The sequence below is a fragment of the Serratia sp. CY83965 genome (assembly GCF_052166375.1).
Classification (GTDB): domain Bacteria; phylum Pseudomonadota; class Gammaproteobacteria; order Enterobacterales; family Enterobacteriaceae; genus Serratia; species Serratia marcescens.
The window spans coordinates 711,709-726,888 of record NZ_JBJNOV010000001.1 but is presented as its reverse complement, the minus strand read 5'-3'; the positions used below and the strand labels follow the sequence as shown (position 1 = coordinate 726,888).

Here is a 15,180-nt window from a genome sequence, read left to right as displayed (position 1 = left end):
ACGAGGCCATTCCCGATGCCACGCCAGTTAAATCATTAGAAATCTAATAATCCCCAATGTTAAAAAGCCAAAGGTGATTATCTTAGACATAAAAACATTAATTTTACACAGCAAACCCACAGGATTAATTGAGATCACAATTGGTTATAGAAAAGCAAAAATCAAAAAAATAAAAAAAATCCTATAACCTTGACAAAAATCTCATCAGCTCCTTTGATTAAATCGTGAAAGCAACAATTGGCATTAGTGTGTCATTTTTATATGCCGTTGTTTTTACAAGATTTAATACTAAAAAATCTGACCAAACCTCTTCCTGGCACGGCTATGGGGGGCCGGTCACATCTTTCTTATGTCCGTAGAAAATGGGTACATCCAAAGGGGTAACGTATGGCCACATTAGTAGCACAGCAAAAAGCGGCTGCTTTTTTCCTTGCAATCTCTGGAAAGAATATTGACACCGCGGCGTTAGATTACTACTCGCAGAAAATTGAAACTTCTGCACTTTCTCTGGAACAAGTTGCGCAAAAATTCATTGCAGGCACCGCAAGCCTGAACGGTCTGACGGCTTCTCAGATCGTAACCAAAATATACACCGCAGTGAACGGCAGCGCCCCTAGCAGCAGCGTGCTCGCCGATCTTTTAGCGGGCAACCCCACCACGGCGTCCGTCGTCGCCAAGGTGATTAACGACGTACTCAGCTACAGCGGTTTTGATTCAACGCTGCTGACAGCACAGAGCAATTTCGAAGCCCAAGTCGAAAAAACCCTGTTCCCAGTCGCAACCGCCGCATCGTCGGCCGGCGCAGCTGACGTCCAGGGTGTTTTCCATGTCGTGGGCTTAACGCAAACTCAGGACGGCATTACCTACTGGGGAACCGTATTGGCGCAGGGCGGCAAAACGCTGGCGGCAGTCGCACAAACCTTCGTGAACAACAGCCCGCTGAAAACGTTAAGCGATAGCGATTTCATCAATGCCATCTTCCAAAATAGCTATGAACGCGCACCGACCTCGGCCGAAAGCAGCAGCTATCTTGCCTTGCTGAGTGGCGGTTCGACTCGCGGCGATGTCGTCGCTCAAGTGATCGCAGCACTGAAAGGCACCGTTGCCGCCGGCGATACCACGGCCCAACAACACTTCCAGGCGGCGACGCACGTGTGGCAACCGGGTGAACTGCCGGCCCTGAACTATCAAGAACAAGTCGCAGCCGCCTTCCTGGCAATACCGGGCCGTGGCGTCGATGCCAGCGGGCTGGACACCTGGAGCAAAGAACTGTTTGCCGGTAAGACTTATGCACAAGTCATCACTACCCTGATCAATTCCGCAGAGTCGCAAAAGAAAGGCGCTCAATTGACTGGCGATGATTTTGTTCAGCATATCTTTACCCTGGTGCATGGCACCGCCGCCACCGCTGCGCAATTAGCCAGCTATGGTGCGCTGGGGAGCAAAACGACCATCACGCAGGCCATTATCAACGACCTGCGCAACTCCATCGCCACTGACAGTGCCACCGTCACTCAGCAGCATGGCTTCGAATACGATATCGGTACCAGCCTGCTGTACAAAACCGCTGCGTCTCTGACGGCAACGGCCGCCGGCGGCAACGCGACGGGCACCGTCAACACCGGCGCATCTCACCAAATTAGCAATGCCGAAACGGCAGTGTTGACGGATGTGCAACTGAACGCCAATGCCGCCAGCATCGTGAACCTGAAGTTCGCCGACCATCTGGCGAATCTGACCATTAACGGCACCAGCGCAGCAACGGTCAACCTGTCTGACAACGGCGTTAATCCAGGCGTAGATATCACCGTCAATAACGGCAACGTCATCCTGAATGCCAGTTCGGGTGCGGATGACGTAGTCGTCACATCGGCGGCAAACATTGCGGCCGGCACGGCGCAGTTTAACCTTGGCGCCGGCAACGACAGCCTGCACTGGGCTGGGAACGGGGTTTCGGGCGGTGCGAACAGCGTGGCCAACACGGTTAAGGCTGACGGCGGCGCGGGTACGGACTCCATCTCCGCCAACTTCATTACCAAAACCGTGGTGACCAACCAGAACGCCCTGGGCGTTCGCACCAGCACAGTGACCAGCAACGCCAATAACTTCTCGAATTTCGAGAAGATCGACCTGACCGGCTACATCGGCAAGTCCGTTGGTACGCTGATTACGACACCGCTGATTGGTTCACCGACCACCACCAGCGTGACTACGCCAACCAACACCTTTGACTTTGGGCTGACCAACGGTACATCTACGGTTGAAGGCACTACCGGCGGCACGATTACGCAGAACGCGGCGGCCACTAATCTGGGCACGCAAGGATTTGTGATCTCCGGTCTGGCTAACGTCAACGTCATCAACGCCGCCGGCGGCAACGCCGCGCAGCTGGAAGTGAAAGGGGACGCGACCTCCGCCAGTACGCTGAATTTCACCTTCGTGCAGAACGCCACCGATCACTTCAACATCAACTTCGATGCTGTGAGCTCTGCCAACGTGAATGCCGGCGCCATCACCCTCAACAGCAGCAGCAGCGCCCTGTTAGGTACCGCGCTGAGCACGGTGAACGTGGCCTCAGGTGGTACCGGTAACTTCGATAACATTCTGTCCTTGGCCGGCACCAATGCGCAGGTTCAGACCATCAACGTGACCGGTGACCACGCGCTGGATCTGACGCTGGGCAGCGGTTTCAGCAACGTGCGTGATATCAATGCGTCCACCAACACCGCGGGTCTGAATCTCGACTCCAGCCATGGCGGTACCGGTGACGGTATCATCATTCAGTTGCTGAACATTCTGCCGCTGAGCGTCATTACCACCAACCTGTTGGCGCCGGTGTTGACGGCGTTGGGCCTGAACGGTTACCAAATGACCGTGGAAGGTTCCAGTGCTGCCGATACCCTGGGCGTGATTGGCAACACCACGCTGACCGGTGGCGCAGGTGCCAACACCTATGACATCAAGGCGAGTAACACCCAGGCGGGTGTGACCATCAAGGACTTTAGCAGCCTCAAAGACAAGATTGTCGATGTTAACCATGGCGGCCTGACTATCTCCAATGACGCCACCGGCACGGCGGTCGCGGACTACGGCACACGTTCCGCAGACACACTGGATGCGCTGTTGGGGACTCTGGTGGGCGGTTTGACCAACGGCGTTATCGGCCTGCTGGGCGGCATTCTCGGTCTGGACAGCAGCAACTCGCTGACGTCGAAAGTGGGTGTGGCATCCGTAGTATTCAGCGGTGGCGGTAATACTGCCAGCTCTTATGTGATTATCGACAACAACGATAACCATACGCTGGATCTCAACGATACCGTGGTATACCTGACCGGGCAGAACCACCAGCAATTGGTGGATACGCTGCACTACGCGTAAGCGTAGCGCCATCACCGAGCGAGCTGATTTTTATTCAGCGCCGCGAGGGGAAATGCAATACGTGTACTGATGCCAGCCGGCTATGCCGGCTGGCTTTTTATTGGCGTCAATGTCGGCGAGTGATGAAGAAGCGCGTCGCTTAATCCTGGATAAAAAAAAACCGCAAGCTTATTAAGCTTGCGGTTTTTTATTCACGGCGCGTACGGCGCTCTCGATAGCCTACCAAGGCGATGCTATAGGGGCACTGGAGCGCATCATTACCGGTACATCACCATCGGGTGCGGCCGTATTCCCCTGAACCTCTTTGAGCGGTGTGGCACTTTGGTTTTGCGGAGCTTCAGCAGACATAAAACTGCGCAGGCTTGAAGAAATGCCGCTTGCAGGTTGGCTCACCGGTTTTTCCTGCCAGAAAAGCATCGCATGCTGATTATTGCCTTTCAGGGCTATGGAGATTTTCCCGCCCGGCAGCACTTGATATTTTTCGACGGAATAGGATCGCGCAACATCTGCCACCTGACTTAAAGCCAGCATCGACGGCTTCGGTTGGCCGTTCCGCGTCAGCAACCCAAATCGATGTTCGTTGATTTTCGGGTTGTCGCCATCATCGAGCAAATCGTACCACCATACCCCCTTAATAAAGGGACGCGATTTGGCCAGGAAGGTATATTTCACCACATATTGCGCGGCCACATCTTTTGATAACCCGCCTTTACCGTCATAGGTTGGCACGCCAATTTCCGTGATATAAATCGGCACCGTCTTACCTGCTGCCTTTGCAAGCCGGGCCTCAAATTTATCCACGACGCCGAGGTTCCCCTCAGGGGCCCGTATAGCGTAATTATCGTTGCCATACGAGTAAGGGTGGATAGAGAAGCCATCAACGTAATTCAACACGCCGAGTTTAACGATGTTATCAACCCAGGAAGGATCGCGAGTGCCTGTTGGGTTAGCCGTTCCCGTAATGACAATTGCGTTGGGATCGGCTTTTCTCACCGCAGCCGCCGTTGCTTTCACCAGCGCGACGAAAACTTCCGGCGGCGGAGGCGTCCGCGGCTTTGGCTTAATTGCAGTGGCATTCGTCCATTCGTTCCAGATCTCGTAATACTTGATCTTGCCCTTGTATTTAGACGCTGTCCAATACGCATAATTGGCGAATGCCTGAATGGCCTCAGGGGTGGTTGGATAACCCGATGGATCGTAAAGCTTGTTACCGTACGCCAATACTAATAACCCATTCAGACCGAATTTCGCCTGAGCATCGTTAAACGCTTGGTCAGCCTTTTGCATATTGCCGGTTATGACATACTGCCCTTTTTGCTGTTCCAACCCGCTCCAGGGAAAATCCGCACGATACGACGTGAAACCGTATCGCTTGATCAGCTCCAAATATTTATCCGGATCGTTGGGATACCAGCGAAAATGCGCATGCACCCCGACTTCGAAAGCCAACGCATTCGCACTGATGAACATCAGCGGCAATGCGAGAGCCAGCGATGCGGCGGGTCCCTGGCGACGCATCCGTTTACGGCTTGATTTAGTCAACATCTGACCTCCAGTTTTAAAAGAAAAATGAATCGTCTCAATACCCCAGAGATCAGGAAATCCGCATTTCCCGGGCGCGACGCTCGGAGAAAACCTCAGTACGCCGCTTTATTAATGAATCCTTTGAAAATGGTCAGGAAGACGATTTTAATGTCCAACCAAACGCTCCAGTTACGGATATAGTCCAAATCGAACTCAACGCGCTTTTGCATTTTTTCCAACGTATCCGTCTCGCCACGCCAACCATTGATTTGGGCCCATCCCGTAATGCCTGGCTTCATTTTATGGCGCAGCATATAGCCGTTGATCAACTTTCTATACTGCTCATTATGTGCCACGGCATGCGGCCTTGGACCTACGATCGACATGTCGCCTTTCAATACATTGACAAACTGCGGCAGTTCATCCAGCGAGGTGCGTCGCAAGAAAGCGCCGACCGGTGTTAAACGCGAGTCCCCTTTTTTCGCTTGAACGACTTTATCGCCATCTTCCATCACGGTCATCGAACGGAACTTCCATACCTCGATAGCCTTACCATCCATGCCATAACGCCTTTGTTTGAAGATGATCGGGCCGGTAGAGGTAAACTTAACCATACCGGCGATCAGCAACAGAACCGGAGATATGAACAGCAGAATAAATATTGACAGAATGATGTCTTCAATACGCTTAATCACCTGATTAATCCCGCTCATCGGGGTATCAAACAATGAAACGACAGGGACGCCATTAATTTCTTCAGAACGCGACTGTAATATATTGAACGTAAAGATATCAGGAATCAGCATCACTGAGCAGGTCGTATCAGAAAGATCCGCAATCGTATCTTTGATCAATTTTTCCTGCTCCATCGACATTGCGATATATACCCGATCAATACGCCCACATTTTGCATCGCTGACGAGTTGAGACAAGTCGCCACAGCGCTCAATCTTGCTGTTCAATGGAGAATTATCATTGTCGTAAATGCCCAACACTTTAAATCCCATCCAGTGAGCATCACGCAAAGACTCTGCCAGGCGAATGCCGACGGGCATCGCCCCCATGATGGCCACATTACGGGTATTGAAACCAATATTGCGCATGTATCCCAAGAGCAGCCGGATCACGCTGCGCGTAATGATCAAACCGCAGCACACCAACAGATACCATTGGATATAAATGGAATATTCGTTGTTGAACACATTTATCAGCGCCACCGTGCCCGACGTCAACAGCAGGCTCAACGACCAGTTTTGCAAAATGAGCTGGATTTCCAGACCCGCACGCACACCACGCCATGATCGATAAAAATCAGTAATACCACCAATCATTTGGAAGATGACGATCGAAATTAATACCATAATCCAGTGCTGCATGCTGAATGCGGCACCGGAGATTAAGCAGGATAAGTACAATCCGCTAAAGATAACGAAAATATCAGAGAAGCGCTGAAGCATTGAAGTAAGAGACGCATTAGTATGCAACACACCCCGACGGAAACCGTTCATAGATAACTGCCTATTAACTATCATAGTATAGATGCCTTTTGTTAGTTTTCTCTGGTACCTATATCACTTCGCAATGCTGGGCCGTATACCGCCCGCCCAGCATTAGAATATAGCTTTAAAACCAGAGATCAGCTTCGAAGCAAGGCCAGTATTTCCTCTGTTTTCTTCTGCATCAGTGCAGGATTGGCTCGCGACTCGACGTTCAAACGCACCACCGGCTCAGTATTCGAGCTGCGTAAATTAAATCGCCAATCTGCAAATTCCAGACTAATGCCATCGGTCGTGTCAAATTCCAGCGCCGTAGGCCGATAGCGATTTAATACTCTTTCGATCGCGGCTTTTGGATTTTGCAGTTTGCTATTAATTTCACCCGATGCTGGATACGCGATCATACGATCCCCGACCAACTCCCCGAGCGTCTTGTTTTTAATGCACAGCAACTCCGCAACCAACAGCCATGGGATCATGCCGCTATCGCAATATGAAAAGTCGCGGAAGTAATGGTGGGCACTCATCTCGCCGCCGTATACGGCGTCTTCCAGGCGCATACGTTCTTTAATGAATGCATGGCCAGTTTTCGACATCACCGGCACTCCGCCCGCCTGCTTGACCACATCAATGGTGTTCCAGCTCAAGCGTGGGTCATGGATGATTTTCGCCCCGCCGTCTTTCTCCAGAAACGCCTCGGCCAGCAGGCCAACGATATAGTAACCTTCAATGAATCCACCGTTCTCATCGAACAAGAAGCAGCGATCGAAATCACCGTCAAACGCGATCCCCATATCCGCCTTATACTGGCGCACGGCTTGCGCCGTATCTTCCCGACATTCCGGCAGCAACGGGTTAGGGATCCCGTTGGGGAAATTGCCGTCAGGCTGGTGATGAACCTTGATAAACTCAACCGGCACCTGAAGCTGCTTGAAACGCGATTCGATAGCATCGATGACGTGACCGGCCGCGCCGTTACCGGAGTTGACCACCAGCTTCAACGGTTTGAAGTTAGCCGTATTCACATAGCCCAGCAGATGATCCACATACTCTTTTTCAATCGATATTTTTTCGTAGCTACCGCGCTTGGCCGGATCAACCGCAGCGAAGCTGTTATTTTCCGCCAGGCGCTGAATATCGCGCAAACCGGTATCACCGCTGATCGGCTTGGCTTGGCTGCGCACCAGCTTCATTCCATTGTAATTCATAGGATTATGGCTGGCCGTCACTTCGATGCCACCATCGAGACCTAAGTGGAAAGTGGCAAAATAGATTTCTTCAGTCCCACTGACGCCAATATCCAGAACATTAACCCCAGCATCGCGTAGCCCCTCAGCCAACGCGAGTTTTAGTTCCTCGCTGGTCAAACGAATGTCTCCCCCGACGACAACGCTTTGAGGTTGCAAAAACTCTCCATAGGCACGGCCGACACGATAGGCGATATCGCTGTTCAGTTCTTCACCTAGTTGCCCGCGAATGTCGTATGCTTTGAAACAAGTCAATGATTGAGACATATTGAGATCCTTACCAAATGTAAATACAGCGATGCGGCTCAAATATCCGCCGCACCAAAATTCTTAATTATGCTGAGCGGAATCGCCGATTCGCACGATATCGTCCTCGCCCAAATAGGCACCCGATTGAATCTCAATCAAATCCAACGGGATTTTTCCCGGGTTTTCGAGAGAATGTTCAACCCCAAGAGGGATATAAATGGATTCGTTTTCACTGATGAGTTGCATTTTTCCATTGGTATGCACTTTGGCGGTGCCTGACACCACTACCCAGTGTTCCGAGCGATGATGATGCATCTGCAAGGACAATTTCTCACCAGGCTTCACGGTAATGCGGCGAACCTGGAAGCGATCGCCTTGCGCAATCGCATCATGTTTGCCCCATGGACGATAAACCTCACGGTGCTGTTTGCTTTCGGAGCGCTTTTGCCGTTTCAGCTGATTGACGATTTCCTTCACGTCTTGCACTTTATCTTTATCGGCAATCAACACGGCGTCTTTGGTTTCAACCACAACCAGATTGTTCACCCCAACAGCGGCCACCAATTTATGCTCCGCGCGAATGTAGTTATTTGAACAGTTATGCTCAAGAACATCACCGAAAGTAGAGTTCCCTTTTGTGTCTTTTTCGCTGATTTCCCACAACGCAGACCATGATCCGACGTCATTCCACCCCGCGTCCAGAGGCACGACGACAGCATCTGCAGTCTGTTCCATCACGGCATAATCGACAGACTCATCCGGGCAGGCGATGAAAGCGTTTCGATCAACGCGGATAAAGTCCATATCAGGGGTCAGATGCGCGAGCGACAGCTTACACGCGTCCAAAATATCTGGGCGGAAGCGCCCCAATTCTTCCAGGTAACGGCTGGCTTTGAACAAGAACATACCGCTATTCCAGAGATATTCACCGCTGGTCAGATACTGCTGCGCAGTATCAAGATCAGGCTTTTCAACGAACCGCGAAACGCCGCAAATACTGGAACCGTCGATGCTGGTACCTTTTTGAATATACCCATAGCCCGTTTCCGGGCCCGTCGGTACTATGCCGAAAGTAGCCAGTTTACCCGCTTCAGCATAAGGAATAGCCTGATTCACCGCGTCGCGGAAAATCTCTTCGTCCTGAATGACGTGATCCGCGGCCAATACCAACATCAGCGGATCGTCACCGCTGGAAACGGCCTGCAAAGCGGCGAGCGCAATCGCCGGCGCGGTATTACGCCCTACCGGCTCCAGAATAATATTATGTGACAAACGCGTTATTTGTCGTAGCTGTTCAGCCACGATAAAACGATGCTCTTCGTTACATATAACAAGAGGATCAATAATGTCTAACCCTTTAAGCCGCATGACCGTTGTTTGCAACATGGAAAACTCGTTGCACAGTGCTAAAAACTGTTTGGGAAATAATTCACGAGAAAGCGGCCACAGGCGACTTCCTGTTCCCCCAGCCATAATAACAGGATAAAGGTTACTCATTTTTACTCTCACCGATTAAATATAATAGGAAAAAAATTTATTTTCATTCCAAAAAACGTGGATGTATCGATTATCTGTAAAGACGGTAGGTATTGGATACCATTTTTTCTGAAGTGAAATTAGCATTGTAGAAATCGACACAGTCTGCTTTCATTGCACCCCAATCGCGCTTGTCGCGAGTACTCAGTATTTCAGCGGCCTCATCAGCTGCATTGGTCGTAAACAGATAGCCCGTAACACCTTCATTCACCACCTCCGGCAATGAACTGCAGCGGCTGGCGACCACAGGCAACCCATAGCTCTCTGCCTCAACGGCGACAAGGCCGAACGATTCCCAGCGGCTTGGCATCAACAACACATCCGCATAAGTGAAATAAGGAGCCATCGCTGAAGGCGTCAACCAGCCTTTAAAGTCCATTCGGACATGAGGCGCGGGTTGTTCTTTCGCATGCACATTGCCGCCGACGATCGTGATTAAAAATCTGTCATCCAGTTTATCGGCAATCTGCTGAACCAAATCAAATCCTTTTTGGTAATCAAAGCGGCCAACAAACAATATATTAATTTTATCTTGATGATAAGGGTTAGTCTCATCGGGCAACGCGACAGGAGGCTCTACGCCGTTATAAACCACGGTCAAATTACCCGGATCCATTCCGGCCATCAGTGCCGTTCTTTTCTCATATTCGCTGGTACAGATGATCACATCGGTATTCTTTTGCAGTACTTTCTCTATCTTGGCATAGACCTTTTTTTTCTTTTCTGAAGTGTCCATCAGGAAAGAAAAAGCATGTGGGCAATAAATAATTTTGGGTTTGCACGTCATTCTTACCAATGGCGTTAACAACCGGCAAACAACCCCTGCAAAAGTACTGTGGACGTGAATGACATCCGGTTTTTCTTTACGCACTAACTGGATATAGTTAATAGCCAAAGAGATAAATGAAGGGATATTTCTCCCGGTGCGCGAAAATACCTTCATTTTTTCATCAGGGAAAGCCCCGATCTCGCGGTATTGGCTATCGGGCAACACACAGTAAAAATCAAATTCATCATTTTGCTGTACAAGTTGTCTAATTACCGTAGCGACGCCACCTTTCACTGTTTCGGCAACATGCAGCACTTTTTTTTTCATTACATAGCTCTCGTCATTATCTCGCTCAACGCTGCAGCCGAACGCATCCAATCGAAACGTTTGACATTCTCAAAACCCTCAGCGATTAAAGTTTGGCGCAACGCTTCATCCTGTATAATCCGCTCCAGTGCCTGTTGCATTTCCGGGATATTCTCTGGCTCAAAGTACAATGCACTCTGCAACAACACCTCGGGCAAAGAAGCGCGATTGGACGATACTACCGCGCAGCCACAGGCCTGTGCTTCTAACGGAGGAATGCCAAACCCTTCATATAAAGAAGGAAACACAAAGGCACGAGCATGAGAATAGAGTTCGACAAGCTGTTGATCGCTCACCCGCCCCAAAAACTGTATGTTATCGTTCGCCGCACCTTCTTTTGTCGAAAACCCCACATCCGCGAAGTTCTTATTGGCGGCTCCAATGATTTTCAGTGTTACATCCTGGCTGTTTGCCATTTTAGAGAAAGCGGCAATCAGACCATGAAAGTTTTTGTGATAATTTGGAGACGAAACAGCCAATAAATAGGGGCGCTCTGTATCGGATACTGGCGCAGCGGGTTTAAACTGCTCAGAGACCGCATTATAGATTACGTAAATATTGTTTAATGGGTAGTCAAACGCTTGGCTAATTTCTTTTTTAGAAAACTCACTAACCGTGATCAACGCCTTACTGTGACGTAGCATCAGAGGGACTAGATTATTATAAACAAAACGAAATTTTGCAGAGTAACTTTGCGGATAGCGTTTATATATAATGTCGTGATGAGTAACAATTTTATTACGATAAAAGATCGGTGCCGTATTACAAAGGTTAATGAGAAGCGGACTTTTCTTTTTCCTTAAAAAAGCAGGAAGCTCCAACTGCTCCCAAAAGTGGCCACTTTTCTTACCCACTACCTGAACATTCAATTGCGACGCGATATCGTGATGAATAATATTAGGTGGCGATACAAAAATGACATCATGCCTAATTTTACTCAGCGCAAGACATATTTCTTGAGCAAACCGCTGAACACCTGTCAAATCCTGCGTTAAAAATCGCGCATTGACATAGATCATTAATTACCTCGTAACTTTAAATAATATCGCGTCAATGTAGCGATTGAATATAGCCTACATTCTTCTTTGACCGACTCACGGCTCCCGTCTCGGGCGTTCTAATCGACAATAACAAGATTGAGATAACAATTGGGAATATGTAGCCTGGATAGTTTGTCAACGGATTATTATAAACAAAGTTCATCGATAGCGAGATCATCCAATATAGGTAAATACTGGGGTTAAGGCCAAGACGAGTACGTTGATAAAGAATGCCAAGAATAACCGACGCAACGATAACAAGAATAATAATGCCGACATTCCCGTAATTCGACAACATGTAGATATACATACTGTCAAGCGGGATTGAGTTCGTATTGTCATCACCAATCACTGCGTTGCCATTCACAGCATACCCAGCACCGATAAATGGCGAATATTCACTGTCAGCTCGCACGGCCTCTATATTGACTGTACGAAGTAAAATGCTGTTCTCCGCGTAAGCATTCTCCTTCGGAAATATCATCTCATAAATACTGTAATTGGTTGTCGTAATATAAAAGAACAGTGACAAGACCATCGTTACCATGGTAACTGAGTTCAGGCTAAAACGTTGAGAGAAAAAGCGTCTCAACATCAGGAACATGATATAAAGCAGCGCCATAATGATCGCCGTTTTCGATGTTGAAAATGCGATCCCTACCATAGTGAGAAGAATATACTTTTTGCGATGTTTTACGCTTACATAAGGCGATAACACCAGTGCAAAGAACAGATATTCACTGAGGCTGAATGGCCCGGTGAGCAAACCAAAAGCACGTAATTGACCTTGGATAGTGCGCAGCAGAAGACCATATTCTTTACCAAACTGTGTCAACTGCGGGCCTGGGTCAAAACCGATTAGCGCATAAAGCAGGCCTGCCAAGCTGGATTCGGCGACTGCAAAAAGCGCATTCAATACGGCAAAGAAAATATAGTACTTGATGATTTTATTAACAATTTCGACACGTTCATTATATTCAAAAAGAAGTAAAACGGCCGCGAAGAAAAAAGAACCGAATGTAAGCAACTCTAAGCGAAACTGAACTATAGAACGGAAGAAATCAAATCTTCCGGCAATCATACTAAAAAGAATATAAACTAACGAGAAGACTACCATTGACAAGAAAAAGACCAATACGCTTCTACACTGTTTTGACACGGTAGGATTACGCGCAAAAAGTAGTATTAGTACGAAAACTGGAACTGCCATGGCAAAAAAGTCTTTATATAACAAAAGTGCCCTGGTCGACATATACGCAGCGACGGTCACGACGCCGTTCAATGAGAGCAATGCCATGTACGTCAGCAAAAGAAAAACAACCAGCGACTTTGTCGATACTCTCATTATGACCCTCTATACACACTCTCATAGGCATCGGTTATTTTTTCCAGTTCAAAAAACGAACGACGCGATTTATTGTTATTTTCTCTAACGACGCTTACCACACTAGCGACAGAAAAATCTTTTAGCTCGAAAATGTTGTCGTAAAAAGCGGCGATTTCAGCCACTCCACCATTGAAAGACGTATACACAACCTTACCAGAGATGGCTGATTCCGCAACTGTCCGCCCAAAGGGTTCATTCCACCGCGTCGGTAGAACAACGGCGTCAATCTGCGCCATAAACTCTTCAATCTTGATAAAGCCAAGCAAATGAATGCCTGCTTCCAACGCCAACCCCTTCAACTTCTCGCCAGAAGCGTCACCGTTGAATCTGCCGGCGGCGTAGAATGCAACCTGGGGATCGCCGCTGGCCTGTTTTGCCAGAGCACAAAACTCATCGAACCCTTTGTCTTCGGTGAGACGACCGACAAAACCGATCCTGACCTTTTCGCTGACGGTCGGTACGTAGTCTATCGCCGCGACAGGGTTGTAGATATGCGTATGCACCGCGTTGCGAGCAAATCCATTTCCCTGATGCAAGGCGGAAATATATTTACTTATACCAACAAAAGCATCCACGCGCTGACTGGCTTTTTTCTTTAGATAAGAGGTGATGCGCACTGCAGGCGACTGTACATCCATATTTTGGCCATGTTTAAACAACGTGCCATTGGGGTGGAATAGATAATAATCGCGAGTCGTATGCACCACGCGCGCCCCCAACTTCTTGGCCACTCGCCACGCAGCAACGGAAAACCCGCTGAGGTTGTTGGTATGCACCACATCCGGAGAAAACTTGCGTAGCTCGTTGCGCATGGCTCGAGCCATAAATGGATTATAAGAATCGAGTAGGTGCCACACCGCTTTTTTTAATTTGCTTGCAGCTGATGCCTTGAACGGCCAGTACACATTCTTGAGAGGTAAATAGGCAATATGCACGCCATTAAGAGTGTCATACTTTACCTCATCAAGTTCATGAAGACAAAATACACCAACCTCATGCCCGGCCCGTTGCAAACTTTCAGCCAATAGTTGGACTGATACCTCAGCACCACCTATTTTATAAGGAGCATAAAGCGTGTTAATTAAAGCAATCTTCATTCCCATCACCAAAATATAATTTATAAGATTAAAGTTTGTTTTTAATCAGCGTAATGTCCGCGTTTTCATAACTCTCATAGTTTTTATAAATTGCGCCGACGAATCCGACCCACTCTGGCGACAAAACTTTCTCATCGAGAACATAAGCGGTTATTTTTATTTTTTCATCGTATATCTTTACAAGATTATCATACAATGATGAATAAAAACCGGCTATAGACCTGACGTTCTCCCCAGCCACAATCGGATAAACCTCAAAGGGAAAGTCCAAGCGACGAACCTCTACATGCTTTCTGATTTCCTCTATTTTCTCTTCACGTTCGCGGCGATGAGGAATATAAACCAGTTCGGCATCAGTCTGGTTTGACTTTAAATCGCTTATCATTTTAAGCGTCAAATCAATATCATCAACAGACGTTACCCCCGCCTCAAAAAGCGGCGTGCCTATAATGAAGACTCTGTTCTTGCCATCAGGAAGGCTGGCCAGTTTAGCCTTAAAGTTTTGGTAACTGTGTTTAATGACCACATCGCGTTTTGAAACATTGCCTTCAATGTCATACACAGAGAAAAAGGTTATTTTTTCGCGCTCATTATTGGTCATGCCAAGTGACTTAAGGAAAACCGACTTTACGATGCTCCGAGTAGTGACATTATTGTAACGTTTAATTCTGAGCGTTGCCGTACCGTCATCCAGTAGAACTACATCCCTTTTTGGGTACTTATGCGCCAAAATCCAAAAAACTCTGGCGCGGTACTCACCGGCGATCAAAGTGACAGTTTCCTTCGCACTCACTACTGAAGTCGCGCTCTTCAATTGCCGCTTAATGTCAAAAGCATTGCCCAAATTCCCCTCAGCATCAATGGTTTTCAAGGAGCGATGCTTAATCATCTTCAGCAGATACACGATCTGCCCATGATTCAACGCGGAATTGGCCGAGCGCTTATTGACAATCAGCAGATCGAGCATGATGTCATTCGCATCAAGATATTCAATGAGATTAAAAGCCTGAAGCGGTGACTCGATATACGCAATGTACTTACTCATATTTCTAATATCCGATTAAGCTACGGGCATGAATGTTTAGTTGCCG

At 48.3% G+C, this 15,180-nt stretch carries 10 protein-coding genes; 1 reads left to right on the top strand and 9 read right to left on the bottom strand.

What is annotated here, in order from left to right; translation table 11 throughout:
• Window positions 1-387 precede the first annotated feature (387 nt).
• A complete protein-coding gene (locus tag ACJ8PL_RS03620) occupies window positions 388-3,378 on the top strand; it encodes a beta strand repeat-containing protein (RefSeq protein ID WP_079449471.1) in 2,991 nt (996 codons plus the stop codon).
• A 219-nt stretch (window positions 3,379-3,597) separates the two neighbouring features.
• Here ACJ8PL_RS03620 and ACJ8PL_RS03615 read toward each other — a convergent pair whose 3' ends face one another.
• The 9 genes from ACJ8PL_RS03615 to ACJ8PL_RS03575 all read right to left on the bottom strand — a co-directional run bounded on the left by ACJ8PL_RS03615 (window position 3,598) and on the right by ACJ8PL_RS03575 (window position 15,134).
• On the bottom strand, window positions 3,598-4,923 hold the full coding sequence (locus tag ACJ8PL_RS03615) for a cellulase family glycosylhydrolase (RefSeq protein WP_050487525.1): 1,326 nt from the start codon (window positions 4,921-4,923) through the stop codon (window positions 3,598-3,600).
• A gap of 92 nt (window positions 4,924-5,015) precedes the next feature.
• Window positions 5,016-6,410: an undecaprenyl-phosphate glucose phosphotransferase gene (wcaJ, locus tag ACJ8PL_RS03610; RefSeq protein WP_049299854.1), complete on the bottom strand. Its 1,395-nt coding sequence runs from the start codon at window positions 6,408-6,410 to the stop codon at window positions 5,016-5,018.
• 128 nt (window positions 6,411-6,538) lie between these two features.
• Entirely contained in the window at window positions 6,539-7,912 is a 1,374-nt protein-coding gene (gene cpsG, locus ACJ8PL_RS03605) for a phosphomannomutase CpsG (protein ID WP_028127956.1), read from the bottom strand.
• A gap of 63 nt (window positions 7,913-7,975) precedes the next feature.
• Window positions 7,976-9,391, bottom strand: coding sequence for a mannose-1-phosphate guanylyltransferase/mannose-6-phosphate isomerase (locus ACJ8PL_RS03600; RefSeq protein ID WP_028127955.1), 1,416 nt, complete (start codon window positions 9,389-9,391; stop codon window positions 7,976-7,978).
• A gap of 70 nt (window positions 9,392-9,461) precedes the next feature.
• Window positions 9,462-10,526 (bottom strand): glycosyltransferase family 4 protein, encoded by a 1,065-nt coding sequence (locus ACJ8PL_RS03595; RefSeq protein WP_016928422.1) that lies wholly within the window; start codon window positions 10,524-10,526, stop codon window positions 9,462-9,464.
• Window positions 10,526-11,584, bottom strand: coding sequence for a glycosyltransferase family 4 protein (locus tag ACJ8PL_RS03590; protein ID WP_240293965.1), 1,059 nt, complete (start codon window positions 11,582-11,584; stop codon window positions 10,526-10,528). The genes ACJ8PL_RS03595 and ACJ8PL_RS03590 overlap by 1 nt, the downstream gene beginning before the upstream one ends.
• Before the next feature lie 31 nt (window positions 11,585-11,615).
• On the bottom strand, window positions 11,616-12,950 hold the full coding sequence (locus tag ACJ8PL_RS03585; protein ID WP_442530824.1) for an O-antigen ligase family protein: 1,335 nt from the start codon (window positions 12,948-12,950) through the stop codon (window positions 11,616-11,618).
• Complete coding sequence (locus ACJ8PL_RS03580; RefSeq protein ID WP_049299856.1) at window positions 12,950-14,089, bottom strand: glycosyltransferase family 4 protein; 1,140 nt, start codon at window positions 14,087-14,089, stop codon at window positions 12,950-12,952. The genes ACJ8PL_RS03585 and ACJ8PL_RS03580 overlap by 1 nt, the downstream gene beginning before the upstream one ends.
• A 28-nt stretch (window positions 14,090-14,117) precedes the next feature.
• The gene (locus tag ACJ8PL_RS03575) at window positions 14,118-15,134 is read right to left on the bottom strand and encodes a hypothetical protein (RefSeq protein ID WP_016928427.1); all 1,017 of its coding nucleotides are present in this window, start codon (window positions 15,132-15,134) and stop codon (window positions 14,118-14,120) included.
• Window positions 15,135-15,180 lie beyond the last annotated feature (46 nt).

Coding starts and splice junctions, on each gene's coding strand:
- ACJ8PL_RS03620 (WP_079449471.1), top strand. CDS start 388: ATGGCCACATTAGTAGCACAGCAAAAAGCGGCTGCTTTTTTCCTTGCA.
- ACJ8PL_RS03585 (WP_442530824.1), bottom strand. CDS start 12,950: ATGAGAGTATCGACAAAGTCGCTGGTTGTTTTTCTTTTGCTGACGTAC.
- wcaJ (WP_049299854.1), bottom strand. CDS start 6,410: ATGAACGGTTTCCGTCGGGGTGTGTTGCATACTAATGCGTCTCTTACT.
- ACJ8PL_RS03615 (WP_050487525.1), bottom strand. CDS start 4,923: ATGTTGACTAAATCAAGCCGTAAACGGATGCGTCGCCAGGGACCCGCC.
- ACJ8PL_RS03580 (WP_049299856.1), bottom strand. CDS start 14,089: ATGAAGATTGCTTTAATTAACACGCTTTATGCTCCTTATAAAATAGGT.
- ACJ8PL_RS03575 (WP_016928427.1), bottom strand. CDS start 15,134: ATGAGTAAGTACATTGCGTATATCGAGTCACCGCTTCAGGCTTTTAAT.
- ACJ8PL_RS03600 (WP_028127955.1), bottom strand. CDS start 9,391: ATGAGTAACCTTTATCCTGTTATTATGGCTGGGGGAACAGGAAGTCGC.
- cpsG (WP_028127956.1), bottom strand. CDS start 7,912: ATGTCTCAATCATTGACTTGTTTCAAAGCATACGACATTCGCGGGCAA.
- ACJ8PL_RS03595 (WP_016928422.1), bottom strand. CDS start 10,526: ATGAAAAAAAAAGTGCTGCATGTTGCCGAAACAGTGAAAGGTGGCGTC.
- ACJ8PL_RS03590 (WP_240293965.1), bottom strand. CDS start 11,584: ATGATCTATGTCAATGCGCGATTTTTAACGCAGGATTTGACAGGTGTT.